This is a genomic window from Streptomyces sp. OR43, from assembly GCF_008042275.1.
Lineage (GTDB): Bacteria > Actinomycetota > Actinomycetes > Streptomycetales > Streptomycetaceae > Streptomyces.
Genome location: NZ_RDBK01000041.1, coordinates 19,952 through 42,948, shown reverse-complemented (window position 1 = coordinate 42,948; position 22,997 = coordinate 19,952). Strand labels below are relative to the sequence as shown.

General features: G+C 72.5%; 21 protein-coding genes. 14 read left to right on the top strand and 7 right to left on the bottom strand.

Features of this window, described 5'->3' with window-relative positions; translation table 11 throughout:
- Nucleotides 1-59: 59 nt before the first annotated feature.
- On the bottom strand, nucleotides 60-977 hold the full coding sequence (locus tag EAO72_RS18125) for a carbohydrate kinase family protein (protein WP_261991553.1): 918 nt from the start codon (nucleotides 975-977) through the stop codon (nucleotides 60-62).
- 261 nt (nucleotides 978-1,238) lie between these two features.
- Here EAO72_RS18125 and EAO72_RS18120 point away from each other — a divergent pair, with 261 nt between their 5' ends.
- On the top strand, nucleotides 1,239-1,700 hold the full coding sequence (locus EAO72_RS18120) for a hypothetical protein (protein WP_148018387.1): 462 nt from the start codon (nucleotides 1,239-1,241) through the stop codon (nucleotides 1,698-1,700).
- A 63-nt stretch (nucleotides 1,701-1,763) separates the two neighbouring features.
- Here the strand turns inward: EAO72_RS18120 and EAO72_RS18115 are convergent, their stop codons facing one another.
- On the bottom strand, nucleotides 1,764-3,821 hold the full coding sequence (locus EAO72_RS18115) for a SpoIIE family protein phosphatase (protein ID WP_148018386.1): 2,058 nt from the start codon (nucleotides 3,819-3,821) through the stop codon (nucleotides 1,764-1,766).
- Between the two features lie 211 nt (nucleotides 3,822-4,032).
- Between EAO72_RS18115 and EAO72_RS18110 the strand changes: the two genes are divergently transcribed.
- The 4 genes from EAO72_RS18110 to EAO72_RS18095 all read left to right on the top strand — a co-directional run bounded on the left by EAO72_RS18110 (nucleotide 4,033) and on the right by EAO72_RS18095 (nucleotide 7,637).
- The gene (locus tag EAO72_RS18110; RefSeq protein WP_148018380.1) at nucleotides 4,033-4,287 is read left to right on the top strand and encodes a WhiB family transcriptional regulator; all 255 of its coding nucleotides are present in this window, start codon (nucleotides 4,033-4,035) and stop codon (nucleotides 4,285-4,287) included.
- Between the two features lie 75 nt (nucleotides 4,288-4,362).
- On the top strand, nucleotides 4,363-4,680 hold the full coding sequence (locus EAO72_RS18105; RefSeq protein ID WP_148018379.1) for a YkvA family protein: 318 nt from the start codon (nucleotides 4,363-4,365) through the stop codon (nucleotides 4,678-4,680).
- 177 nt (nucleotides 4,681-4,857) lie between these two features.
- The gene (locus EAO72_RS18100) at nucleotides 4,858-7,026 is read left to right on the top strand and encodes a discoidin domain-containing protein (protein ID WP_148018378.1); all 2,169 of its coding nucleotides are present in this window, start codon (nucleotides 4,858-4,860) and stop codon (nucleotides 7,024-7,026) included.
- A gap of 101 nt (nucleotides 7,027-7,127) precedes the next feature.
- Nucleotides 7,128-7,637 (top strand): mycothiol transferase, encoded by a 510-nt coding sequence (locus tag EAO72_RS18095; RefSeq protein ID WP_148018377.1) that lies wholly within the window; start codon nucleotides 7,128-7,130, stop codon nucleotides 7,635-7,637.
- Between the two features lie 139 nt (nucleotides 7,638-7,776).
- Here EAO72_RS18095 and EAO72_RS18090 read toward each other — a convergent pair whose 3' ends face one another.
- On the bottom strand, nucleotides 7,777-8,700 hold the full coding sequence (locus EAO72_RS18090; protein ID WP_148018376.1) for a LysR family transcriptional regulator: 924 nt from the start codon (nucleotides 8,698-8,700) through the stop codon (nucleotides 7,777-7,779).
- 150 nt (nucleotides 8,701-8,850) lie between these two features.
- Here EAO72_RS18090 and EAO72_RS18085 point away from each other — a divergent pair, with 150 nt between their 5' ends.
- Nucleotides 8,851-10,302 carry an MFS transporter gene (locus EAO72_RS18085; RefSeq protein ID WP_148018375.1) on the top strand — a complete coding sequence of 484 codons (1,452 nt, stop codon included), beginning with the start codon at nucleotides 8,851-8,853 and terminating at the stop codon, nucleotides 10,300-10,302.
- Nucleotides 10,303-10,400: 98 nt separating this feature from the next.
- Here EAO72_RS18085 and EAO72_RS18080 read toward each other — a convergent pair whose 3' ends face one another.
- Complete coding sequence (locus tag EAO72_RS18080; RefSeq protein ID WP_148018374.1) at nucleotides 10,401-11,216, bottom strand: helix-turn-helix transcriptional regulator; 816 nt, start codon at nucleotides 11,214-11,216, stop codon at nucleotides 10,401-10,403.
- Nucleotides 11,217-11,316: 100 nt separating this feature from the next.
- Here EAO72_RS18080 and EAO72_RS18075 point away from each other — a divergent pair, with 100 nt between their 5' ends.
- A complete protein-coding gene (locus tag EAO72_RS18075; protein WP_148018373.1) occupies nucleotides 11,317-11,748 on the top strand; it encodes a DUF2000 domain-containing protein in 432 nt (143 codons plus the stop codon).
- Nucleotides 11,749-11,797: 49 nt separating this feature from the next.
- On the opposite strand, the gene EAO72_RS18070 is transcribed toward EAO72_RS18075, so the two are convergent.
- From EAO72_RS18070 to EAO72_RS18060, 3 genes are all read right to left on the bottom strand, one after another.
- Nucleotides 11,798-12,844, bottom strand: coding sequence for a polyprenyl synthetase family protein (locus EAO72_RS18070; RefSeq protein ID WP_148018372.1), 1,047 nt, complete (start codon nucleotides 12,842-12,844; stop codon nucleotides 11,798-11,800).
- Entirely contained in the window at nucleotides 12,841-13,947 is a 1,107-nt protein-coding gene (locus EAO72_RS18065) for a tetratricopeptide repeat protein (RefSeq protein WP_148018371.1), read from the bottom strand. The genes EAO72_RS18070 and EAO72_RS18065 overlap by 4 nt, the downstream gene beginning before the upstream one ends.
- Nucleotides 13,948-14,211: 264 nt before the next feature.
- Nucleotides 14,212-15,504, bottom strand: a complete 1,293-nt coding sequence (locus EAO72_RS18060) for a phosphoribosyltransferase family protein (protein ID WP_148018370.1) — start codon at nucleotides 15,502-15,504, stop codon at nucleotides 14,212-14,214.
- Nucleotides 15,505-15,796: 292 nt separating this feature from the next.
- On the opposite strand from EAO72_RS18060, the gene EAO72_RS18055 reads away from it, so the two are divergent.
- The 7 genes from EAO72_RS18055 to EAO72_RS18025 all read left to right on the top strand — a co-directional run.
- Nucleotides 15,797-17,053, top strand: coding sequence for an ATP-grasp domain-containing protein (locus tag EAO72_RS18055; protein WP_148018369.1), 1,257 nt, complete (start codon nucleotides 15,797-15,799; stop codon nucleotides 17,051-17,053).
- The gene (locus tag EAO72_RS18050; protein WP_148018368.1) at nucleotides 17,050-17,874 is read left to right on the top strand and encodes a Rossmann-like domain-containing protein; all 825 of its coding nucleotides are present in this window, start codon (nucleotides 17,050-17,052) and stop codon (nucleotides 17,872-17,874) included. Before EAO72_RS18055 ends, EAO72_RS18050 begins: the two co-directional genes overlap by 4 nt.
- On the top strand, nucleotides 17,871-19,058 hold the full coding sequence (locus EAO72_RS18045) for a PLP-dependent cysteine synthase family protein (RefSeq protein WP_148018367.1): 1,188 nt from the start codon (nucleotides 17,871-17,873) through the stop codon (nucleotides 19,056-19,058). Before EAO72_RS18050 ends, EAO72_RS18045 begins: the two co-directional genes overlap by 4 nt.
- Nucleotides 19,055-20,194: an enolase C-terminal domain-like protein gene (locus tag EAO72_RS18040; protein WP_148018366.1), complete on the top strand. Its 1,140-nt coding sequence runs from the start codon at nucleotides 19,055-19,057 to the stop codon at nucleotides 20,192-20,194. Before EAO72_RS18045 ends, EAO72_RS18040 begins: the two co-directional genes overlap by 4 nt.
- Nucleotides 20,191-21,450 carry an MFS transporter gene (locus tag EAO72_RS18035; protein WP_148018365.1) on the top strand — a complete coding sequence of 420 codons (1,260 nt, stop codon included), beginning with the start codon at nucleotides 20,191-20,193 and terminating at the stop codon, nucleotides 21,448-21,450. Before EAO72_RS18040 ends, EAO72_RS18035 begins: the two co-directional genes overlap by 4 nt.
- A gap of 193 nt (nucleotides 21,451-21,643) precedes the next feature.
- Nucleotides 21,644-22,432, top strand: coding sequence for a class I SAM-dependent DNA methyltransferase (locus tag EAO72_RS18030; protein ID WP_148018364.1), 789 nt, complete (start codon nucleotides 21,644-21,646; stop codon nucleotides 22,430-22,432).
- Between the two features lie 61 nt (nucleotides 22,433-22,493).
- Nucleotides 22,494-22,997 (top strand): ABC transporter substrate-binding protein (locus tag EAO72_RS18025; RefSeq protein ID WP_261991552.1); only part of this gene is annotated, 504 nt, incomplete at its 3' end.

Below are 22,997 nucleotides of genomic sequence, written 5' to 3'. Positions count from 1 at the left end.
GACGCCCCGACGAGCCGGCCGTCCCGGCCCGTCGGGGCGTCCGCGCGTGCGCCGACGGCCTACGCGGCGCGGCCGTCGGCGGCCAGCAGGGCCTCCCGGCCGATCAGGGCGGTGGAGCCGGGTGCCGTGCAGGCGAAGGCACCCGCCACCGCGCCCAGCCGGGCGGACCCGAGGGCGTCCCGGCCTTCGAGCCGTCCGTACAGGAACCCGGTGACGAACGCGTCGCCCGCGCCGTTGCTGTCCACCACCGGGGCGGGCGGCACGGTCGCCGGGACGTGGCGCGGGTCCGGACCTCCGTCGCGGGTGAGGACGTAGGAGCCTTCCGCACCCGCCGTCGCCACCACGGTGGCGGCACGGCCCTCACGCAGGATCTCCCGCATCAGCGCGGGCGTACGGTCACCGGTCACCGCCGCGCTGAAGAAGACGAGGTCGGAACGGAGCGCGAACTCCCGCTGATGGACGGCCAGCCCGTCCCAGTCATGCAGATCCGTGGAGACCGGGACACCGAGGGCCTCGATGTCGTCGTACAGGAAGCGGGTGAAGTTCATGATGGACAGATGGACATGGCGGGCGCGCCGCAGCCGGGGAAGATAGAAGTCCTGCGGCATCCGCAGGTCCTCCGGGTCGCGGGCGTCGTAGAACGACATCCGCCGGCCCGTCGCGTCCACCAGGTTCACCGCACGGCGGGTACCCGCCGCCGAGACCACCGGGTGGAACTCCACATCGCCCTTGGCCAGCCGCTCGCGCACCTGCGCACCGGTCCAGTCGTCGCCGATGCAGTCGAGCAGCGCCACCTCGAGCCCCAGTGCACGGGCGCCGAGGGCCACATTGCCCCCGGTGTGACCGGGCCACTCCTCGATCGGGCCGACCATCACCGAGTCGGCGAGCGGCACGGGCAGGGCGTCGACGCGGACGATGGTGTCCACTCCGCTGCCGCCGACCACCAAGACGTCGTATTCCGTTTGCTGTTGGACCACTGTTCCGCCTCTCCGTTCCCGCCGTGATCAGTATGGCCGAGGCTCCGTACGGGCGTCCGGCCGCTACGGGCTCCGGCCGGAGGTTCTCACCTCGGCTTCATGGGGAGCAGCCGGGCAGTTCGCCGAGGTCCTGCGCACGGCCTTGTGGGGCAGCCGGTCCGTCCCGGGGGCGGTACGGACGGCCGTTCTCTGCGCGCGTCCCGCAGGCCCGCTGGCTATGCTCGATCGGGGGCCGACGACCTGACTCACATGGAGGCACCCATGCTGCCGCTGCCCGCACCGCGCGACTTCCCGCCGCGCATCGCCACCGGCGCGTTCATCCTCAATTCCGGTCTGGGCAAGCTCAAGGCGGACGAGGCGACCCAGCAGGGACTGCACGGTATGGCCTGTACCGCCTACCCGTTCCTCAAGAAGATCGAGCCCGGCCGGTTCACCCGGCTGCTGGCCTGGTCCGAGATCGCGGTGGGCGGCAGTCTGCTGGTCCCCGTCATCCCGACCAGGCTCGCCGGACTGGCGCTCACCGGGTTCTCCGGCGGGCTGGTCGGCCTGTATCTGCGGGTGCCGGGGATGCGTGAACCCGGCAGCCTGCGGCCGACCCAGGACGGGATCGCGCTGGCCAAGGACTTCTGGATGTTCGGCATCGGGCTGGGCTTCCTCGGCGCGGGCACACGCCGGGCCTGCGGGCCGGCACACCGCCGCCGGCACCGCGGGTGCGCACACTGACCCACCGGGATCACCCGATCGTACGCGGGGTGGTGGCACGTTCTCCGTGCCGCCGGCCCGGCGTCAGCCGCGCACCCGGGCCATCAACAGGGCCACGTCGTCGTGGCCCTGGGGAGCCCGCAGCTCGCGCAGCAGCCGGTCGCAGGACTCCTCCAGGGACGGATCCGGATCGCGCAACAGCCCCAGCAGGCTGTCCAGCCTGCTGTCGATGTCGTCCTCCCGGGTCTCCACCAGTCCGTCCGTGTACAGCACGAGCCGGTCGCCGGGCCGGAGCGGGACGGTGACGTCGCTGAACGGCACACCGCCCACACCCAGCGGCGCCCCGGGCGGCAGATCGAGCAGACGCGGCGCACCGTCCCCCGGGACCAGCACCGGCGGGAGATGACCGGCCGTGCTCACCCGGCACCGTCCGGCGTCCGGGTCGTAGACGGCGTACACACAGGTGGCGAACGGCGGGTCGAGGTCGGCGGTGATCTCGTCGAGGTGGCCGAGCACCTCCGCGGGCTGGAGACCGAGCCGGGACAGGGTCTGCGTGGCGGTCCGCAGCCGCCCCATGGTGGTGGCGGCGTTGATCCCGCTGCCCATCACATCGCCCACCACCAGCGCGGTCCGCCCGTGCCGCAGCCCGATGACGTCGAACCAGTCCCCGCCGACCTCGTACCGCGAAGCGGCCGGCTGATAGCGGGACGCCACCTCCAGCCCCACCGGATCGTGGTGGTCGCGCGGCAGCATGCTGCGCTGGAGGGTGAGCGCGGTCTCCCGCTGCTGCCGGTACAGCCGGGCGTTGTCGATGCTGACCGCCGCACGGGCGGCCAGCTCGCACGCCATCAGCTCGTCGTCCTCGGTGAACGGCAGCGGATTGTCCGTCCGGATGAGGTCGATCGCGCCCAGGACCTCGCCCCGCGCGATGAGTGGCACCGCCATGTAGGAGTGCGCGCCCGCCTGCGCGAGGAGCTCGGCCGAACGGCTGTCCCGGGCTATGCGCGCGAGTATGCCCGCGTCGAGGTACGGCTCCCGGACCGGCCGGCCGGTCCGCACACAGCGGGTGATCAGCCGGTCGGCGCCGTACTGGGCGGCGTGACCCGGCGGGTCCGCCGCCTCCACCACGGGGTTCGGCCGCGCCGCGACGATGGCCAGGGCCTGGATCAGGATCGGCCCCTCGGTCAGCCCGGGGTGCCCCTTCAGGACGCTGTCCAGGACATCGACCGCGGAGACGTCGGCGAGCTCGGGCACGGTGACCTCCGCCAGCTCCAGGGCCGTCTGCTCCAGATCCAGCGTGGTGCCGATCCGCACCGAGGCGTCGGCGATCTGCGCCAGACGGTTCCGGGCCCGTTCTGCCTCGGCACCCGCCCGGTAGCGGTCGGTCACGTCGATGAGCGACACGGCGATCCCGAGCACCCGGCCCCCGGAGTCGTCCAGCCGGTACAGCGAAACCCTCCACGCACGGTCGGTGCCCGGATCGGCCCGAGTGCGCCCCACCACCTCGTGCGACACCTGTGACACACCGCTGTCGAGGACCTCGCGCATCGCCGCCTCGATGGGCTCGGAATCCAGGAACGGCAGCGCCTCTCCCACCCGGCGGCCCAGGTGGCCGGCCGCGCTCAGCCCGTCCATCCGCTCCAGCGCGGGGTTGGCGGCCAGATAGCGCAGGTCGTGGTCCAGGACCGCCAGGCCGATCGGCGACTGGTCGACCAGGCGCACGGACAGCGCGAGATCACGTTCGACCTCACGCAGCGTCGCCCCGTCCGCCGCCAGCCCCAGCGCGTAGAAGTCGCCGCGGTCGTCCTGCAGCCTCATGTTGCGGAACTCGAGCAGCCGGGAGGTGCCGTCCTTGTGCCGCACGGGGAAGACGCCCGCCCACGCCTCGCCGCTGCTCATCACCTCGGTGAACAGCCTCAGCACCAGCTCGAAATGCTCCTCGTCCACGAGGACCCGTGCGGCGAACCGGCCCAGCGCCTCCGCGGGCGCGTAGCCGAGCAGCGCCTCCGCCTGCGGACTCCACAGCACGATGCGTCCCTCCGTGTCCAGCACCATCGCGCCCACACCGAGGACGTCGAGCAGGCCTCCCTCCGGGGACCGGTGCACGCCTTCCCCGCGCGCGTCGCCCCAGCCGGTCCGCATGTCATCAGTGCCGCCCACAGACGATCCTTCCCATGCAGTCCTCGCGCCCGGACGCAGGTCCGCTGTCTCCCATGGTCGCCCCGGAGCCACCACTCCCGCAGCTTCGACGGCCGCACACCAAGTGCCGCAGGGGTTTCGGAAAGCCGAGGGCGGTCACCCGCAGCGTACGGAGCCGAACAGACGAAGACGACCGTCAGGAGAGTGACCACCCATGGAGAACTGGCGCATGCTCGCGGCCTGCCGCGAGGAGGACCCCGATCTGTTCTTCCCCATCGGGAGCACCGGTCCCGCGCTGGTGCAGACCGAGGACGCCAAAGCGGTGTGCCGGGGCTGTCCCGTACGGCAGGAGTGCCTGCGATGGGCCCTGGACAACGGCCAGGACGCCGGGGTGTGGGGCAGTCTGGACGAGACCGAACGGCGCGCGCTGAAGCGCCGCTCGCGCAGGCGGGCCAAGGACCCCCGCTGACGGCGAGGGCGGCGTCACACCCATGGCCGCCCTGCCCGCCTGGTGTTTCTCCGGCAGCCGGGTACACGATGAAGCATGGACACCACGGCTTGGATCGTCATCGGCGCAGTTTTCGTGCTGCTCACGGTGGGCGTCGCCGGCGTTCTCCTGGTACGGGTCCTGCGCGCCAGGAAACTGCTGGCCGACGCCGGGATCCCGCTGCGCGACAAGGCACTGCTCTGGGCGGCGGTGATCTACACGGTGTCGCCCGTCGACCTGTTGCCGGACCCCGTCTACCTCGATGACATCGGCTTCCTCCTGCTGGCCCTGCGTTCGCTGCACGGTGCCGCGCGGGCCGCCGGAGTGGGCAGGCACGGGGAGCGGTCGGCAGAGGCCCGGAGCCTCGTGCCGTAGAGCCGTACGTACCGCGTGCGGGGGAGCGGCGTCCGGATTCCGGGCGTCGCTCACGTGCGGGGAACCGGATCCGCCGCGCTCGTTGACAGCTGAGCACGTACACGTCACTCTCCTGGGAGAGCGCTCTCCCATCCGGTTCCGGGACACCGGTCCCTCACTCTTCTGCCAGGAGAGAATGTGCACAGACCTAGCGCAGCCCTGCCCGCGAGACCGCGTCCGGGCACGCTGCTGATCACTCTTCTCGCGCTTCTCGCGTCGTCGCTCGTGATGCTGACGGTGCCCCCTGCCCGAGCCGCCGAGTCGCTTCTCTCGCAGGGGAAGAACGCCACCGCCTCATCCCACGAGGGGGACGGCTACGCGGCCTCCGCGGCCGTGGACGGAAACCTGACCGGCACCCGCTGGGCCAGCGAGTGGCGCGATCCCCAGTGGCTCCAGGTCGACCTCGGGGCCACGGCCGACCTCAGCAGGGCCGTGCTGACCTGGGAGTCCGCCTACGGCAAGGCGTACGAGATCCAGGCCTCCGACAACGGGTCGGACTGGCGGACCCTCAAGACCGTGACCGCGGGCGACGGCGGAACGGACGACGTCGCCCTGTCCGGCTCCGGCCGCTACGTCCGGATGTACGGCACCGCCCGGGCCGGAGGATACGGCTACTCCCTGTGGGAGTTCCAGGTGTACGGCACCACCGGCCCGCCGCCGGCCACCGGCGGCGCGGTCCGCGTCACCGGCTCGCAGGGCAACTGGCAGCTGACCGTCGACGGAAAGCCCTACCAGGTCAAGGGCCTGACCTGGGGCCCCTCCGTCGCCGACGCGGGCCGCTATCTCCCCGACCTCCGTTCGATGGGCGTCAACACCATCCGCACCTGGGGGACCGACGCCTCGTCCAGGCCACTGCTCGACGCGGCCGCGGCCAACGGCATCCGGGTCGTCAGTGGCTTCTGGCTCCAGCCGGGCGGCGGTCCGGGCAGCGGAGGCTGCGTCAACTACCTGACCGACGACGCGTACAAGTCCGCCTCGCTCACCGAGTTCGCCAAGTGGGTCGACACGTACCGGAACCACCCGGGCGTCCTCATGTGGAACGTCGGCAACGAGTCGGTGCTCGGACTCCAGAACTGCTACGGCGGTGACGAACTGGAGAAGCAGCGCAACGCCTACACCGCCTTCGTCAACGACGTGGCGAAGAAGATCCACACCATCGACCCGAACCACCCGGTCACCTCGACCGACGCCTGGACCGGCGCCTGGCCCTACTACAAGCGCAACGCCCCCGACCTCGACCTGTACTCCGTCAACTCCTACGGCGACATCTGCGGCGTACGCGGTGCCTGGGATTCCGGCGGCTACACCAAGCCCTATCTCATCACCGAGGGCGGCCCGGCCGGTGAGTGGGAGGTGCCGGACGACGCCAACGGCGTCCCGGACGAGCCCACCGACGTCCAGAAGGCCGAGGGCTACACCAAGGCCTGGAACTGCGTCACCGCCCACCAGGGCGTTGCCCTGGGCGCGACCCTCTTCCACTACGGAACGGAGCACGACTTCGGCGGCATCTGGTTCAACGTGGTGCCCGACGGCAAGAAGCGGCTGTCGTACTACGCGCTGAAGAAGGCGTACGCCGGATCCACGGCCGGGGACAACACCCCGCCGGTCATCGGCAACATGACCGTGCAGAACGCCAACGGGGCGCCCGCCGGACAGGAGTTCACCGTCCGTGCCGACGTCCGTGACCCGGACAACGACGCGGTGACGTACAAGATCTACCTGAGCGGGAACTACGCCACCGGTGACAAGGCCCTGGTCGAGGCCGCCTGGCGCGCCACGGGCGACGGCACCTTCGCGGTGAAGGCGCCGGACCGGCTCGGGGTGTGGAAGGTCTACATCCAGGCCGAGGACGGACACGGCAACGCCGGCATCGAGACCAAGTCCGTGAAGGTCGTCGTGCCCCCGGTCGCCGGCACCAACCTGGCTCTCGGGCGGCCGGCCACCGCCACGTCCGCGCAGGCGGGCAGCGCCGGCTGTCCCTGCACGGCGGCGATGGCGACCGACGGCAGAATGGACACCCGCTGGGCCAGCGACTGGAGCGACCCCCAGTCGATCCTGGTGGACCTGGGCGAGCGCAAGGCGTTGCGCCACGTCCAGCTCGTGTGGGACCCGGCCTATGCCAAGGCGTACGAGGTACTGGTCTCGGACGACGGCGCCGCCTGGCGGTCCGTGTACTCCACCACCAGCGGCAACGGCGACGCCGACGACCTCGACCTCGCGCAGACCGCCCGCTATGTGAAGCTCAACCTCACTCAGCGGGGCACCGGTTGGGGCTACTCGCTCTGGGAGTTCGGCATCTACGGCTGACCGCCGGCCGTGCGCCGGCGGGGAGCCTTCCCACCGGCGCACGGCCCTCGTGGGGCGTGTCGATGGCGGGCCGCGGGCGGGGAAGCGCCCAAGGTGGGGGTATGAACGTCGCAGACATCCTGACCGATGGATACACCCGCATCCAGGAGGCCGTGCACGCGGCCGTCGAGGGTCTCGAACCCGACGACCTCAACGCCCGCCCGGACGATGGGGCCAACTCGATCGCCTGGCTGGTCTGGCACCTGACCCGGGTCCAGGACGACCACCTCGCGGACGCGGCGGGCACCGAGCAGGTCTGGTTCACCGAGGGCTGGGCCGCACGCTTCGATCTGCCCTTCGCCGAGGGCGCCACCGGTTACGGGCACAGCAGCAAGGAAGTGGGCGCGGTCAAGGTCGGCTCGGCGGACCTGCTGCTCGGCTACTACGACGCCGTGCACGCGCGTACGGCCGAGTTCCTCCTCGGCCTCGACGGCAAAGCGCTCGACCGCGTCGTCGACGAGGCGTGGTCCCCGCCCGTCACCCTGGGCGTCCGGTTGATCAGCGTCCTGTCGGACGACCTCCAGCACGCGGGACAGGCGGCCTTCGTGCGCGGCTGCCTGGAGCGCCGCTGAGCGCGCCGGCCCGGGCCGGAGTCACCACGCCCCGATGACCGGCGCGCCGGGCGGGTGCTGCCGCCAGGCCTCGTTGAGGTGGGTGAGCCGGCCGGCCGGGGCCGGCTCGCGGCGGCCCGATGTGCCCCGGAGCTGACGGTCAGCCGGGCGTCGCCGCCCTCGGACGGGCCGGAGCCATGTCCCGTGCGACCTCGCGTGCGGTGTGTCCGAAGAGTTCGATGGCCCGGTTGGCGCCGTCGGACCGCCACATCAGGCTGTATCCGAGGGGTGTGTCCCCCTCCACCGGGACGTAGGAGATGCCGGGCCGGCCGTGGTACAGAGCGACGTGGGCCCCTGCCAGCAGGGCCCCGCTGCCGGCGGCGACAAGCGTCAGGGCCTCCTGGAAGTTGGTGACGGACGGGCCCGGCCCGACCGGTCTGCCGCTGGGCGTGCGCGTCGGCAGCCGGTGCTCCAGCCAGTACTCCGGAATGTCTCCCGCGATCGTCAGCAACGGCACCTCGGCCAGGTCCTCCAGCGTCACCGTGTCCCGTCCCGCGAGAGGGTGCCCGGCGGAGACCGCCAGCACCCTGTCCTCGGCGAGAAGCGTCGGGCCGTGCGCCAAGTCGTCCTCGTGCACGGGAAAATCCGTCAGCTGGAGGTCGAAGTCGCCTCTCCGCAGCATCCCGTACGGATCGGAGAAGGGCACTTCGCACACCTCGACGGCGAGTTCGGGATGCGTCACGCGGAGTTTCGCGGTCGCCTTCATGACCATCTCCCCGGCCAGCGGCGTCGAGAAGCCGACGTGGAGGACCCCCTCGATGCCGCGCGCCGAGGTGACAGCCCGCGCCAGGGCGTTCTCGATGCCGCGGTAGTGGGGTTCGAGATCGTCACGGAGGCGGCTGCCCAGGACGGTGAGCACCACGCTGCGACTCGTGCGGGTGAACAGCGGCGCTCCCACACGGCGCTCCAGCTTCTGGACGAGCTGACTCACCCGGGCACGGGAGAGGCGCAGCCGGTCGGCCGTCCGGCCGAAATGCAGTTCCTCGGCGAGGACGAGAAAGCACTCGAGCTCGTTCTGGTCCACGTAGGTCTCCGGGGTCGCGTAGGAGCGTAGGACATGGATCGGTAAGCCTGGCTGTACGAACGTTGCGATCATCGCTGTTGTTCCCCTCCGGGGTGTGAAGAAGGCTTGGGGCACCACCAACACCCACCACTCCGGAAGGGGTTACTCGTCATGAGTGCCTTGAGTACGCCGAACGGCCTGGACGCGCGCAAGTGGGGCATCCTGCTCGTGCTGTGCGGCGCGATCTTCCTCGAAGGCATCGACGTCGCCATGCTCAATGTGGCGCTGCCTGCGATCCGTGCCGACCTCGGACTCTCCACAGGTGAGCTGCAGTGGGTCATGAGTGCCTACGTCCTCGGCTACGGCGGCTTCATGCTTCTCGGCGGACGGGCGGCCGACCTGTTCGGGCGCCGTCAGATGTTCGTCCTCTGGCTCACCGTCTTCCTGCTGTTCTCCGGGCTCGGCGGATTCGCCACCGAAGGGTGGATGCTGATCGTGGCGCGATTCATCACGGGTGTCTCCGCGGCCTTCATGACCCCGGCCGGCCTGTCCATCATCACCACGGGCTTCGCCGAGGGTCCGGAACGGAACAAGGCCCTGCTCGTCTACTCGGGCACCGCCGCGGGTGGCTTCACGATCGGGCTCGTCGCCGGTGGTCTGCTCACCTCCGTCGGCTGGCGGTGGGTGTTCTTCGCCCCGGTCGCTCTCTCCTTCCTCCTCCTCGTCGCCGCTCTCGCCCTCGTCCCCAAGTCGGAACGCCCGGACAGAACCGGTAAGCGTGTCGATATCGCCGGTGCGCTCACCGTCACCGCGGCCCTGCTGCTGATCGTGCTGGGTGTGGAGCGCGCGGCCCACGCCGGGATCACCGCCAGCGCCACGACCCTGCTGGCCGGCCTGGCGCTCCTCGCCGCCTTCCTCGTCATCGAGCGGCGCTCCGCCGAGCCCCTCGTACGGACGGGCATCCTCCGCAGCGGATCCTTGGTGCGGGCGAACCTCTCGGCGATGCTGTTCGCCGCCGGGTTCTTCGGCTTCCAGTTCCTGATCGTGCTCTACCTCCAGGAACTGCGCGACTGGTCCACGCTGCAGACGAGCTTCGCGATGCTGGTCATCGGGGTCGACGCGATCCTTTCGCCGGCCCTCACTCCCCGGCTGGTGAACCGCTTCGGCAACGCGAAGGTGATCCTGGGAGGACTCCTGCTGGCCGTGCTGGCCTACGGGCTGTTCCTGCCGCTGGGAGCGGACTGGAGCTATGCGGCGATGTTCCCGGGCCTGATCATCCTGGGCCTCGCCTTTTCGCTGGCGTACGGCCCGCTCACCATCGCGGCCACGGAAGGGATCGCCGAGGAGGAGCAGGGTCTCGCGGGCGGTCTGCTCTACACCGCCTTCCAGTTCGGTGCCGCACTCGGACTCTCCGCGGTCACCGCCGTCAGCGTGGCCGCCACGCATGAGGAGACGCCCGCCGCACTGCTGGACGGCTACCGCGCCGGACTGCTCGTCCCGTTCGTGGCCGCGGTGCTTGCCGCCCTCATCAGCACCTTCGGACTGCGCACCCGGCGGGGAGACGAGCCGTCCGCCGCTGCGGACGCGGTCGGCGAGCCCTTCGACGTCCCCGTCTCCCGCTGAGGGCCGAAAGCAAACGCGTACCGGAGCCCCCTCGGAACGCGGTCCTCGTGGACAGCGCCACCGCCTGGGCCGGCATGGACTGCGGAGCGGCTGTGGAATCAGGCCGACCGGGCGGACGCGCCGCGGGTGCGGGCGTAATGACCCGGGCCGGTGCCCACGACCCGCTTGAAGTGGCGCGTCAGATGGGACTGGTCGTAGAACCCCACGGCGCCCGCCACCTGTGCGGCGGGCATGCCGCGCAGGAGCAGCCGGCGGGCGAGATCGACGCGGCGCCCCGTCACGTACTGGTGCGGAGCCATGCCGAACTCCCGGCTGAAGGCCCGCACCAGGTGCGCGTGATGGGCGTGCAGCCGCAGTGCCGCGTCCTGGAGCGTGATCCCCTCCACGAACCGTTCGTCGAGCAGATCCCGCAGCCGGTGGGCGACCCTGCGGTCGTGGACGTACCGTACGGGCTCCGGACGGCTGCGCAGATGCCGGTCGAGCTGTTCGGCGACCAGGGCGAGACGGCTTGCCGCCTCCAGTTCGTCGCCCGGACCGGCGAGCGTCGTGTGCAGGCGGGCGATCCGGCGGCGCAGGGCCGGATCGCGCAGGACGGGCCGGTCGACGGCCATGCCGACGAGCGCCTCGTCGACCTGGGCGACGTCGAGGTACAGGACGCGCTTGCGGAATCCGGCGGCGGTGGCGGCGCCGCCGTTGTGCGGCACGTGCGGAGGCAGCAGGGTCACCACGTCGGTGAGCACCCCGTGCTCGTGACGGTCCAGGTCGTAGCGGACCATGCCCTCGTCCACGATGAGCAGCGTCCAGGCGTCATGGGTGTGCATCGGGTAGGTGTGGTCGGTGAAGTGGGCGTGGAAGACCTCTTCGATTCCCGCCACCGACGGACGCCACGCGGTGATGTCCGGACGTGCAGCCATGAGCCGATCGTACGCCCGGCCGGCTGCTCCCCGGCCCGGGGAGCAGCCGTGCAAAGTTCGTACAAGACGGGGCGGCGTGCGGCCGGGCAGGCTCGGGGCCATGACAGATGAACTCGCCCCCGTCCGCTTCGACACCAAGATCGCCGTGCTGCTTCGGGACGACCTGGAGACCTGGCAGCGCCTCAATGTGACGGCCTTCCTCGTCAGCGGGCTCGGTACGGTCGTGCCCGAGGTGATCGGTGAGCCGTACGCCGACGCCGACGACACCCGGTACCTGCCGATGTTCCGTCAGCCGGTGCTGGTCTTCGAGGGGTCGAAGGAGCTGCTGACGACGGCCCACACCCGGGCGGTCGGCCGGGGGGCGACCCTGTCGGTGTTCACCTCCGACCTCTTCGCGACGGGCAACGACCGGGACAACCGGGCCGCCGTCCGTGCGGTGCGGCGGGACGGAATGGACCTGGTCGGGCTGGCCGTGCACGGTGCCCGCAATGCCGTCGACAAGATCCTCAAGGGCGCGTCGATGCATCCCTGACCCCGTGGGACGCGCGCACGCGGCCGGTTGTCTGCCGGCCGCGCGGGCGTCACAGGGCGCGTGCGGCGACGTACGGCAGCAGGGTGAGGAGCTCCGCGAGAGGCTCCGGCGCCAGGGCCACGCTCTCCAGGCAGGCGCGCGCACGCTCCAGGTGCCGGTCCGCCTCGGCCAGGGCCGCCGCGCGTCCGCCCGCCTCCTCGACCAGCCCGGCCGCCCGCCGGGCGGCGCGGTCGTCCAGTGCTTGGCCCGTACGCAGCAACGCGCCCAGGCGCTGGGCGGCCGGGCCGCCGGCCGTGAGGGCGGTGAGGACGGGGTACGTCTTCTTCCGGCGCCGCAGGTCGCTGTGGACCGGCTTGCCCGTGACCGACGGGTCGCCCCAGATCCCGAGCACGTCGTCCACGGCCTGGAACGCCACACCGAGATGGCGGCCGGCCGACGTGAGTGCATCGGTCTCCGAGCGCCCGGCGCCGCCGAGGACGGCGCCCAGTCCGGTCGCGCAGCCCAGCAGGGCGCCCGTCTTCTGTTCGGCCATCCGCCGGTACTCGTGCGGCTGCACGGCATCCGGCCCGGTCCAGGGCCGCGACTCGAAGAGCAGGTCGTCGGCCTGACCGTGCACCAGGTCCTTGAGGGCTCCGGCCAGCAGCCGGACGGCCGGGCCGCAGGCGCCGCCGGGAGCCCCGGCCAGTGTCTGGACGGCGAGCGCGAAGAGCGCGTCGCCGGCGAGGACCGCGGGTCCGGTGCCGTAGGCCTTCCATGCGGTGGGCCGCTGCCTGCGGGTCTCGTCGCCGTCCATGATGTCGTCGTGGAGCAGGGAGAACGTGTGGATCAGTTCGACGGCGACCGCGCCGAGGACCGCGCCCTCCGCCTTCGCGCCGACGGCCTCCGCGCCGAGCACCGCCAGGGCCTGCCGGACCCCTTTGCCCTGGGCGCCGGGGAGGTCGTGGCCGGCCCCGTCCCAGCCGAGGGAGAACGCGGTGATCTCGGCATGCCACGGATGCAGCTGCCCGACCGCCCGGCCGAGCGCCGGACGGACGAGTGCGCGGCAACGGGCGAGTGTCTGCGGCGCCTCGGTCCGCTGGGCCACGGGAGGAGTCATCGGAGGCCGCCCGCCGAGGGCATGAGGTCTCCGGCCGGCGAGGGCATGGGGTCTCCGGCCGCCGCCGTGCCGCCGGCCGGTGTCACGCCGAGCTCCGCGTACGCCTTGTCGACCATGTCGCGGGCGTTGAGCAGTCCGATCCGGTCCAGCGTGAGCCGCAGTTCGTCCAGCTCCGCGGCGGTCGCGGCACGGTCGCGGCCGAGCCGGGCGAGCGACTTCACGAGCCCGAGCCGGGCGAGCGCCTCGCCCCGGGGCTCGGTCATCGCGCGGAACTCCGCCAGCGCCTCCTCGTACACCGTCCGGGCCTCCTCGTAGCGCCCGGCACGGTAGAGCACATTGGCGCGCATCTTGTGGTTGTAGGCGAGGGCGCTCGACAACTTCATCGCACGGCAGGTGAGCTCCGCCTCGGACAGGAGCCCGAGTGCGCGCTCCGGGTCGTTGTCGCGTACGGAGATGATGTCGGCCATCCCCCGCAGCGCCCAGGCGCGCCCGCGCTGGTCGTCGGCGTCCCCGGCGAGCCGGGCCGCCTCCTCGAACATCTCCAGGGCGGTGTCGAACGACCCGGTGTTGCGGTGGATCTGGGCGATGCCCTCCAGGGCCCAGACGGTGTGCCGGGCCTCGCCGCGGGCACGTGCCTCGGCGAGGAGCTGCTCGTGCAGCGCGGCGACCGTCCGGTAGTCGCCCTGGATGCGGCCGGTCTCGGCGAGTCCGGCGAGTGAGTAGCCACGCGCGACCACGTCCCCGCCCGCTTTACCCAGGTCCGCGGCCAGCCTCAGCAGGCGGAAGGCGAGCCGCAGTTCGCCGCGCTGCCGGGCGAGCGTCCCGCCGCTCCACAGCGCCCAGGCCATGGCCCCCGTGGCGCCGGCCGAGCGTGCGGCCCGGTAGCTGGCCTTCCAGGCGCGGTCGGCGTCCTCGACGTGACCCAGTCTGCGGTGGGCCTCGGCCACCGCGAGCCCCGTGCGGGCCACTTCCTGGGCGGAGCCGGCGAGTTCGGCCTCCCTCAGGTGACGTTGCCCCTCGGCGAGTACATCCGTGAGGGATGCGTTCACGGACATCTTGGTGAGGGCGCCCTGGTACTCGGGCGCCATTGCTTTGCTGTGCATGGGAGCCTTCCGTGCGTGCACGGGGTGACGCGGCGGCAGCATCTATGCGCGCTGTGTATACATCGCGCGTATAGAGGTGCGGGCGCCGGACCCCTGCGTTGGTGGGGGGTGGGTCGAGGTCGGTCATGTGCGGCATGCGGCCTTGTTGTGGATCAAGACGGCGAATGCGCGTGGTGGGTTGCTCGGTGATCCGGGAAACCGCGCCGCAGTTGCCGCGACCCGGGCGGGCCCTCGGCGGCAGGAGGGCCGGGGGCAGGTGGCGGGTCAGCCGGATCCGGCTGTGAGATGGGCGGTGAACCAGTCCCGGGCCAGCTCGGCGACCTCGTCCAAGGCGCCCGGCTCCTCGAAGAGATGAGTGGCTCCGGTGACGACGTCGAGCCGGTTCTCGCAGCGCAGCCGGGCCTGCGCCTGCCGGTTCAGTTCCAGGACCCGGGTGTCGTCGCCGCCTACGATGAGCAGGGTGGGGGCCCGTACGTCGCCGAGGCTGTCGCCCGCCAGGTCGGGCCGGCCGCCCCGGGAGACGACGGCCCCGATCCCCGCGCCGCGCTCCGTGCCGACGGCCGCGGCGGCCCGCAAGGCCGCCGCCGCCCCGGTGCTCGCACCGAACAGGCCGACGCGGCCGGGGGTGCGACGCCGCACCCAGGCGGTGGCGTCCACCAGGCGCCCGGCCAGGGTGTCGATGTCGAAGACGTTGGCGCGGTCGGCCTCCTCGGCGGGGGTGAGCAGGTCGAAGAGCAGGGTGCCCAGTTCCGCCCGGTTCAGGGCCGCCGCCACCGCACGGTTGCGCGGGCTGTGCCGGCTGCTGCCGGAGCCGTGGGCGAACACGACGAGCGCTCCGGTGTCCCCGGCCGGGGTGAGCTCACCCGGCAGCATCACGCCGCCCGCCTCCACCGCCACCTCGGCTCCGGTCCGAGAGGGGTCCGCGGCCCCGGCCCGGGCCAGCAGCGAGACGACTTCCTCGTCCGGGGTCTGCCCGAAGTCCTGGTACCACTCACCCACGGCGGAGAACCCGGCCGGAGCCGACAGGCACACCAGCTCGTCGACCCGGTCGCCCAGCCGTTCGGCGGCGTCCGGCGGTGCGACCGGCACGGCCAGCACCACGCGCGCCGCTCCCTGGGCCCGGGCCACCGCGCACGCCGCGAGTGCGGTCGCGCCGGTGGCGATGCCGTCATCGACGATGATCACCGTGCGTCCCGTGAGCGGAACACGGGGCCGGTCGCCCCGGAAGGCCCGGGCCCGCCGCACCAGCTCGGCCTCCTCCGCCCGTTCGACCGCGGCGGCATCCGCCTCCGACACCCCGCCGCGACGCACGACGTCCTCGCTGATGACCCGTACGCCACCCTCCCCGATGGCACCGAAGCCCAGCTCCGGGTGGTACGGGACGCCGAGTTTGCGCACCACGATGACATCCAGAGCGGCGCCGAGTTCCTCGGCAACCCGGAAGGCCACCGGTACGCCGCCACGCGGAAGTCCCAGAACGACGGGGTCGCTCGACGCCAGTGGGCGCAGCGCCTCGGCCAGCTGCTGGCCCGCGTCGGCGCGGTCGGTGAACAGCACAGGGGTTCACCCCCGGATCGAGGAAACGGGCGGCCGCCCGTACGCCTACTTCGAATCAACACCGTACGCCGCGCGCCCGCAACCGCCGGGGGCCGTCCCGCCGCCGTGATCCGAGCCGGAGCGGCGCGGCGGGCGGGGCTCCGGCTTCCGGGCGGTCCGCAGCCGGGAGAACCTCCTCGCTAGATGACAATGAAAACGATTGTCGATAACGTGTGGCGAGTCAGGCGCGAGGCCCCGGGACGGGTGCTGCCGCCTGCCCGGGTCCTGAACTGCATGGCGAAGAGGGGTAGTCGTGGCACATCTGCTGATGGTCGAGAGCTGGGTCGGATCGATGAGCAGGCTTCTGCCACGGGCGATCCGGGAGGGCGGCCACGAGTTCACCTTCCTCACCCGCGACCTCCACCACTATCTGCGCGCCGCACCCGAGGGCGTCACGCACCCGCTGCTCTCGGCCCGCCATGTGCTGACGGCGGACACCAACGACACCGGCCTGCTGCTGCCGTTCGCCGAACGGGCCCACGCTTGCCTCCGGTTCGACGGAGTGATCACGTCCTGCGACTACTACCTCCCCGTCGCCGCCGCGATCGCCGCCCGGCTGAACCTGCCGGGGCCCGCCCCCGCTGCCGTGGAGAACGCCTGCCGCAAGGACCTCACCCGGCGCGTCCTCGCGGAAGCGGGCGTGCCCGGACCGCGGTTCGCCGTCTGCCGTGATCACGCCGAGGCCGTGCGGGCCGCCCGGGAGACCGGTCTGCCGCTGGTCCTCAAACCCGTCGACCTGTGCGCCGGGATGTTCGTGCGGCGCGTGGACGACGAGACGGGCCTCGCCGAGGCCCACCGGGCACTCATGGACTTCCCCGTCAACGCACGGGGCCAGGCCCGCGCGCCGGTGGTCCTGCTCGAGGAGTTCCTGCACGGGCCCGAAGTCAGCGTGGAGACCGTGACGTTCGCCGGCCGCACCGAGGTGGTCGGGGTGACGGACAAGAGCACGGGCGGAGCACCGGCCTTCGTGGAGACCGGCCACATGTTCCCCGCGGCACTCACCGACGAGGACGACCGCGCGGCGCGGGAGACCGCCGTGCGGGCCGTCCAGGCGCTCGGCCTGGACGGTGTGGTCGCGCACACCGAGATCAAGCTGACGCCTGACGGCCCGCGTGTGGTGGAGGTCAACCCCCGCCCGGCCGGCAACCGCATCACCGAACTGGTCCGCCATGTGACCGGCGTCGACCTCGCGGCAGCCTGCGTGAACGTGGCACTCGGGCGGACACCGGACCTGCGGCCACGCGCCACCGGACTGCGCAGCGCGGCCATCGCCTTCCTCGTGCCGGAGGCAGGGGGAGTACTGGAAGGCGTCGACGGCGCCGACGAGGTGGGAGAGGCCGCCGACGTCCTGGAACTCAGTGTCGCGAGACCCGGCACCCGGGTCGGCGTGGCGAACAGCAACAACGCGTACCTGGGACACGTCATGGCCGGTGACGCCGATGGTCCGGGCGCCCGGGCCGGCGCCGAGGCGCTCCTCGCCAAGCTGCGCCCCCAGGTGGTGAACCGATGACCGTCCCCGCCCCCACTGCCGCCTCGTACGAGGATCTCGTCGCCGGAGTCCTGGCCGGCCGCTTCGGGCCCGACCCGCGAACCCGCCACATCGCCATGGCGTTCACCACCCGCCAGTCCGTACGGCACCCGGGCCGCGGGAGCGGATACCGCAACGAGGTACTCAGCCTGCGACTCGGCGCGGCCGTCGGCTCCTGCGCGGTCGAGCCGGGAGAGCTGCCCGCCGAGGTCGTCGACGACTGCGTCGGTGCGGATGTCGCCGCGCTGCTCGGCCACCGGCTTCCCCCGGTCCGGGTCGCCGCGCTCGACACGTATCTGATGGCGGTGCTGCCCCACGGCCCCGGATCGGGTGCGCGGCCGTGGCCCCTTCCGGCCGGCGGCTCGCTGGAGAAGTCCCGTGCGCGGGCACGCGCCGTCGTCGGTCTGCTCGACACCCCGCCCGGCTCCACCGTACTCGTGGTCGGGGTGGTCAACTCCCTGCTGGAGGCGCTGCGTGAGCGCGGCCTCGCCTACACACCGTGCGACCTCAAGGGCGGTACGACGGAATGGGGCGAGCCGGTCCGCAGCGACGCGCCGGCCGAGCTGGACCGCTGCGACGCGATCCTGGCCTCCGGGATGACGCTGGGCAACGGGAGCTTCGAACCGCTGCGGGAGCACGCCCTGCGGCACGGCAAGCCCCTCGTCGTCTTCGCCCAGACCGGCAGCGCGGTACTGCCCCGGCTCATCGGTGCCGGAGTCACCGCCGTGTCCGCGGAGCCGTACCCCTTCTTCTGGCTCGACGGCGGCGCCGGAACCGTTCACTGCTACGGAGACGCCCTGTGACCACCGCACTCCTGCGCCCTGCGGGCAACCGGGAACTCCTCGGCCTCGTCGGCGGCACCCCGCTCGCCCGCATCACCGCCCATCTGCCCTTCCCGCACCCCGGGTTCTGGGCCAAACTCGAAGGCTTCGCCGTGGGCGGGATGAAGGCCCGCGCCGCCGTGTCCATGCTGCTGGGCGCCGAGCGGCGCGGCGAACTGCGCCCCGGCGCACCGGTGGTGGAGTCCACCTCCGGCACCCTGGGCATCGGACTCGCCTTCGCGGGCCAGGCGCTCGGCCATCCGGTCGTGCTGGTCGGCGATACCGAACTCGAACCATCGATGCGCGGTCTGCTGCACGCCCACGGCGCCAGGCTGGAACTCGTGGACCGTCCGGCTGCCGAGGGGGGCTGGCAGGCCGCCCGGCTGGCCAGGCTCCGGGAACTGCTCACCGAACTGCCGGGGGCCTACTGGCCCGACCAGTACAACAACCCCGACAACACCGCCGGTTACGCGTCACTCGCCGCCGAGATCACCGGCCGCCTCGACCATGTGGACGTTCTGGTGTGCAGCGTCGGAACCGGCGGGCACAGCGCGGGCGTCGTCGGTCCGCTGCGCAGGCGCTGGCCCGGGCTGCGGCTGATCGGTGTCGACGCCACCGGCTCGACGATCTTCGGACAGCAGGCCAGGCCCCGCCTGATGCGTGGACTGGGCAGCAGCATCCATCCGCGCAACGTGGCCCACGAGCAGTTCGACGAGGTCCACTGGGTCGGACCGGCGGAGGCCGCGGACAGCTGCCGGCGGCTGGCCAGGGACAACTTCGTCAGCGGTGGCTGGAGCACCGGTGCCGTCGCACTCGTCGCGGCCTGGGCGGCCCGCGTCCATCCGGGCGCCGTCGTCGCGACCGTCTTCCCCGACGGGCCGCACCGCTACCTCGGCAGCATCTTCGACGACGGTTTCAACGCCCTGCACGGGCTCGGCCCGGAGACCGCGGCCACCCGCCCCATGGAGATCCGCCACCCGCAGGCCGTGGAGGCGACCGGCTGGACACGCTGCCGCGCTGTCAGCGGACACCGCCGGCCCGCACGGCCACCGGTGTCGCGCGGGCCCGGAGCGGCGTCGGCGGCCCGCGTGCCCACCGGAAGCACTCCACCGCGCGCCCGCCCCTACAGCGTCCGTCTGCCGTACGAACCGGAGGAGTCCCGATGAGGGCCTCCCGGCGCACCGTCGGGCTCCGGCTGGCCGAACCGCTGCGGATCTCCCGCTCCACCACGACCGCCCGTGACGCGGTCCGGCTGTCCATCGAGCACCAAGGGCTGCACGGCCACGGGGAGACCGTCACCAGCGTGTACTACGGCCTCGACACCGCGGCCGTCGCCCACTGGCTCGACCGGTGCGGCCGCGCGCTGGCGCGGTTCCCCGACCCCGAGACGGCCCTGGAGATCCTGTCCGGGCAGGCGTCCGGTGACCTCGCAGACACCGGCGGTCCCGTCGCCCCCGGAACACCCCCGGCGGTGGCGGCCGCCGTCGAGTCGGCGCTGCTCGACCTCGTCGGCAAGCGCGCGGGCGCCCCCGTGCACCGCCTCCTCGGCACGGCCACCGCGCCTGTTGCCGCGACCGCCAGGACCATCGGGATCACCTCGCCCCACCACGCCGGCGCCCTCGCCGCCCGGCTGGCGGCGGAGGGGTTCACCGTCATCAAGGTCAAGGCCGGTTCGCCCGATCCGGAGGACGATGTGGCGCGTGTGCGTGCCGTGCGTGCCGCGGCCCCGCACGTACGGCTGCTCCTGGACCCCAACGGCGGCTGGAGCAGCACAGCGGCGCCCGCCCTGCTCGGCCGCTTCGCCGAACTCGGCGTCGAGGCCGTCGAACAGCCTGTAGCCCCGGGCGACCCCGAGGCCCTGGCCCGGCTCGCCGCAGGCTCGCCCGTGCCCGTCATCGCGGACGAGGACGCCGTCGGCATCGAGGACGCCCGACGGCTCGCCGGCCGGGTCCACGGCATCAACGTCAAACTCGCCAAGTGCGGGGGCGTGAGCGCCGCCCTGCGCATCGCCGCACTGATCGACGGGAGCGGCACCGGCCTCATGCTCGGCTGCCTCACGGCCAGTTCACTCGGCATCGCCCCGGCCGTGCACTTCGCGGGCCGTGCCCGGTGGACCGACCTCGACGGACACCTGCTGCTCGCCCACGACCCGTGGACGGGAATCGGGGGAACCGACGGCACCGTACGGGCGAGCAGCCACCCGGGCCTGGGCGTACGCCCGCGCACACCGTACGACGCGTCCCGTTCGCACCTGGGCGGCAGCTCCCGGGGGCATCGTCACGAAGAAGAGGTGCGGTCGTGAGCACTTGGCGCGAGATACGCGCCCTGCCCCCGGCCGTGCGCCTCCTGCTCGTCAACCAGCTCGGGGTCAACACCGGCTTCTACCTGCTCATCCCGTACCTGGCCGTCCATCTCAGCGACGACCTCGGGATGTCCGCCGCCGTCGTCGGCACCGTGCTCGGTGTGCGCAACCTCAGCCAGCAGGGACTGTTCGTCATCGGGGGCTCGGCCTCGGACCGGCTGGGAGCCCGCCGCGTCATCATCGCCGGATGCGCGCTGCGGTCAGCCGGCTTCGCCCTCTTCGCGTTCGGCGACGGGATCGCGGTCCTGCTCGCCGCCTCCGTCCTCAGCGGAATGGCCGGCGCCCTGTTCAACCCCGCCGTCCGAGCCCACCTCGCCCAGGAGGCGGGGGAGCGCAGGCCCGAGGCGTTCGCGCTGTTCAACGTCTTCGCGACGACAGGAGCCCTCATCGGCCCCCTCCTCGGCAGCGCTCTGCTCCTGGTCGACTTCCGTGCGGCCGCCCTCACGGCGGCAGGGATCTTCGCCGTGCTGACCGTCGCCCAGGCACTGGTCCTGCCGCCCGGCCGGGCCGTACCCACTACCAATGGTGTCTTCGCCGACTGGCGTGAAGTGGCCGGCAACCGCCCGTTCATGGCCTTCGCCTGCGCGATGGTGTCCATGATGGCGCTGGAGAGCCAGCTCTATCTGCTGCTCCCCGATGGCGCGCGCCGGGCCACGGGCTGGGACGGTGCGGCGGGCCTGGTCTTCCTCGTGGGAACGCTCGCCGGACTCGCGTTCCAGCTCCGCATCACCCGCGCGCTGAAACGGCGGGGCAGCCGGGCGAAGTGGATCGGAGCGGGCCTCGCCCTGATGGCCGCGGCCTTCGTGCCCCCCATGCTGGTGACGTCGGGCGCCCCGCCGGACGCCGCTGTGAGCCAGACCGCGCTGCGCGCGATCCCCGTACTCCTTGGCGCTCTGCTGCTCCAGACCGGACTCATGATCGCCCAGCCGTTCGTGATGGAACTGATCCCCGAGTTCGGCAGGGCCGGCCTCACCGGGACGTATTTCGGAGTCTTCTACGTCGTCTCCGGCATCGCCGCCGCTCTCGCCAACACCGCCGTCGGCTGGGCGATGGACACCGGCGAGCGCATCGGCGCCGGCTGGCTGCCCTGGGCCTGCTGCCTCGTGCTCGGCCTCGTCTCGGCGGCGGGCATCGCCCGTCTGCACCGGCGCGGCGCGCTGCCCGGCCGGCCGCTGTCCGTTTCCGCCCATGTCTGAGCGGAGCCGATGTCTGAGCAGAGCACGTGTGCCAGGAGAGCCGTGTGTGAGGAGACCGACCATGTCTGAGGGAAGCCGGTGCCTGAGGATTCCGCCCGTGCCTGAGGAGCCTCTGCCGGGCCCGAGCAAACCGCCCCTGCCTGACGAGCCTCTGCCGAGCCCGAGGAAACCGTCCCTGTCCGAGGAGAGCCCCGTGGACGACGCCAATCTGCTCACCGATCACCCGGCGCTGTACGAGGCCCGCTTCCCGGACCCCCAGCGGCTCGCCGGACGCTGGACCGAGGAGACGCTCAGGAGGTACGGGTCGGGACCTCGCGTCCTGGACCTCGGCTGCGGCACCGGCCGCGACGCCGCGTACCTCCAGTCGCAGGGGCGCACCGTGACCGGCGCCGACCTCTCCGGCGCGATGCTCCGACACGCCGCCCGGGAGCATCCGGGGCCGGAGTATCTCCGCGCCGACCTACGGGAGTTCGACCTGCGCCCACGGAGGTTCGACGCCGTCGTGTGCCTGGACAGCGCGTTGCTGTACTGCCGGACCGGCGCCGAGACCGACAGCTTCCTCCGCTCGTGCCGACGCTGCCTGGACCCCGGCGGCCTGCTCGTCGCCGAGATGCGCAACGGTGCGTACTTCCTCGGCCGCGCCGCACTTCCCGAGGCCCCGGCCGTCCACACCTTCACCCATCGCGGCGTAGTCCACCGCTCCGTCACCCGGCTGCGCGTGGACCCGGCAGCCCGCCTGCTCCACCGCAGCCGCACCTGGACCGCCGACGACGGAACAGCCCCGGTCGAACAGCGCTCGGCCTGGCGCCTGTTGCTTCCCCAGGAACTCCGCCGGGCGCTCCTCGCGAACGGGTTCCAGGTCCTCGCCCTCCACGACGGGCCCGGGCCCCGTACCGAACCCCCGTGGCGCGAGGGCGACCTGCCCGCCGGAACGGCCGACGCCGACCGGCTTCATGTGATCGCCCGGCGCACGGACGACTGACCGCCGCGCCCTCCCGCACGCTCCCGCCCTCCCGCACGCCCCACCGGATCAAGGACTGCCCATGCACAGCGACAGACACCCCACGACAGCAACGCACTTCCCCGGCCTGCACCGCCGCGGCTTCCTCGCCGCCACGGGCGCCGCCGGTCTGGGCGCCCTCGCGCTGACCGGCTGCGCGGACACCTCGGGCACCGCCCCCGACGACGGCGGGAACGACGGCACACCGAAGCGCGGCGGCCGGCTGCGTGCCGCCTTCGCCGGAGGTGGGGCGAGCGAGACCCTGGACCCGCACCTGAGCAACCTCTTCGCCGACGCCGCCCGCGCCAAGGCCCTCTACGACAAGCTGGCCGACTACGGCGGAGACCTCTCGGCACGGCCCCGCCTCGCCTCCTCCTGGGAACCCAACGACCGCCTCGACCGGTGGAAGGTCTCGCTGCGGGCGGCACTCTTCCACGACGGGCGGCCCGTGACGGCGAAGGACGTGCTGTACAGCTACCGGCGGATCGCCGACCCCGGGCGCGCGTTCCGCGCCCGGGCGTCACTCGAACCGATCGACCTGGCCGCC

Bases quoted from the DNA above. Each gene is read 5' to 3' on its own strand.
- EAO72_RS18120 (WP_148018387.1), top strand. From the start codon at position 1,239: ATGCTGCCGCTGCCCGCACCGCGCGACTTCCCGCCGCGCATCGCCACC.
- EAO72_RS18115 (WP_148018386.1), bottom strand. From the start codon at position 3,821: ATGCGGACCGGCTGGGGCGACGCGCGCGGGGAAGGCGTGCACCGGTCC.
- EAO72_RS18110 (WP_148018380.1), top strand. From the start codon at position 4,033: ATGGAGAACTGGCGCATGCTCGCGGCCTGCCGCGAGGAGGACCCCGAT.
- EAO72_RS18105 (WP_148018379.1), top strand. From the start codon at position 4,363: ATGGACACCACGGCTTGGATCGTCATCGGCGCAGTTTTCGTGCTGCTC.
- EAO72_RS18095 (WP_148018377.1), top strand. From the start codon at position 7,128: ATGAACGTCGCAGACATCCTGACCGATGGATACACCCGCATCCAGGAG.
- EAO72_RS18085 (WP_148018375.1), top strand. From the start codon at position 8,851: ATGAGTGCCTTGAGTACGCCGAACGGCCTGGACGCGCGCAAGTGGGGC.
- EAO72_RS18080 (WP_148018374.1), bottom strand. From the start codon at position 11,216: ATGGCTGCACGTCCGGACATCACCGCGTGGCGTCCGTCGGTGGCGGGA.
- EAO72_RS18075 (WP_148018373.1), top strand. From the start codon at position 11,317: ATGACAGATGAACTCGCCCCCGTCCGCTTCGACACCAAGATCGCCGTG.
- EAO72_RS18070 (WP_148018372.1), bottom strand. From the start codon at position 12,844: ATGACTCCTCCCGTGGCCCAGCGGACCGAGGCGCCGCAGACACTCGCC.
- EAO72_RS18065 (WP_148018371.1), bottom strand. From the start codon at position 13,947: ATGCACAGCAAAGCAATGGCGCCCGAGTACCAGGGCGCCCTCACCAAG.
- EAO72_RS18050 (WP_148018368.1), top strand. From the start codon at position 17,050: ATGACCGTCCCCGCCCCCACTGCCGCCTCGTACGAGGATCTCGTCGCC.
- EAO72_RS18040 (WP_148018366.1), top strand. From the start codon at position 19,055: ATGAGGGCCTCCCGGCGCACCGTCGGGCTCCGGCTGGCCGAACCGCTG.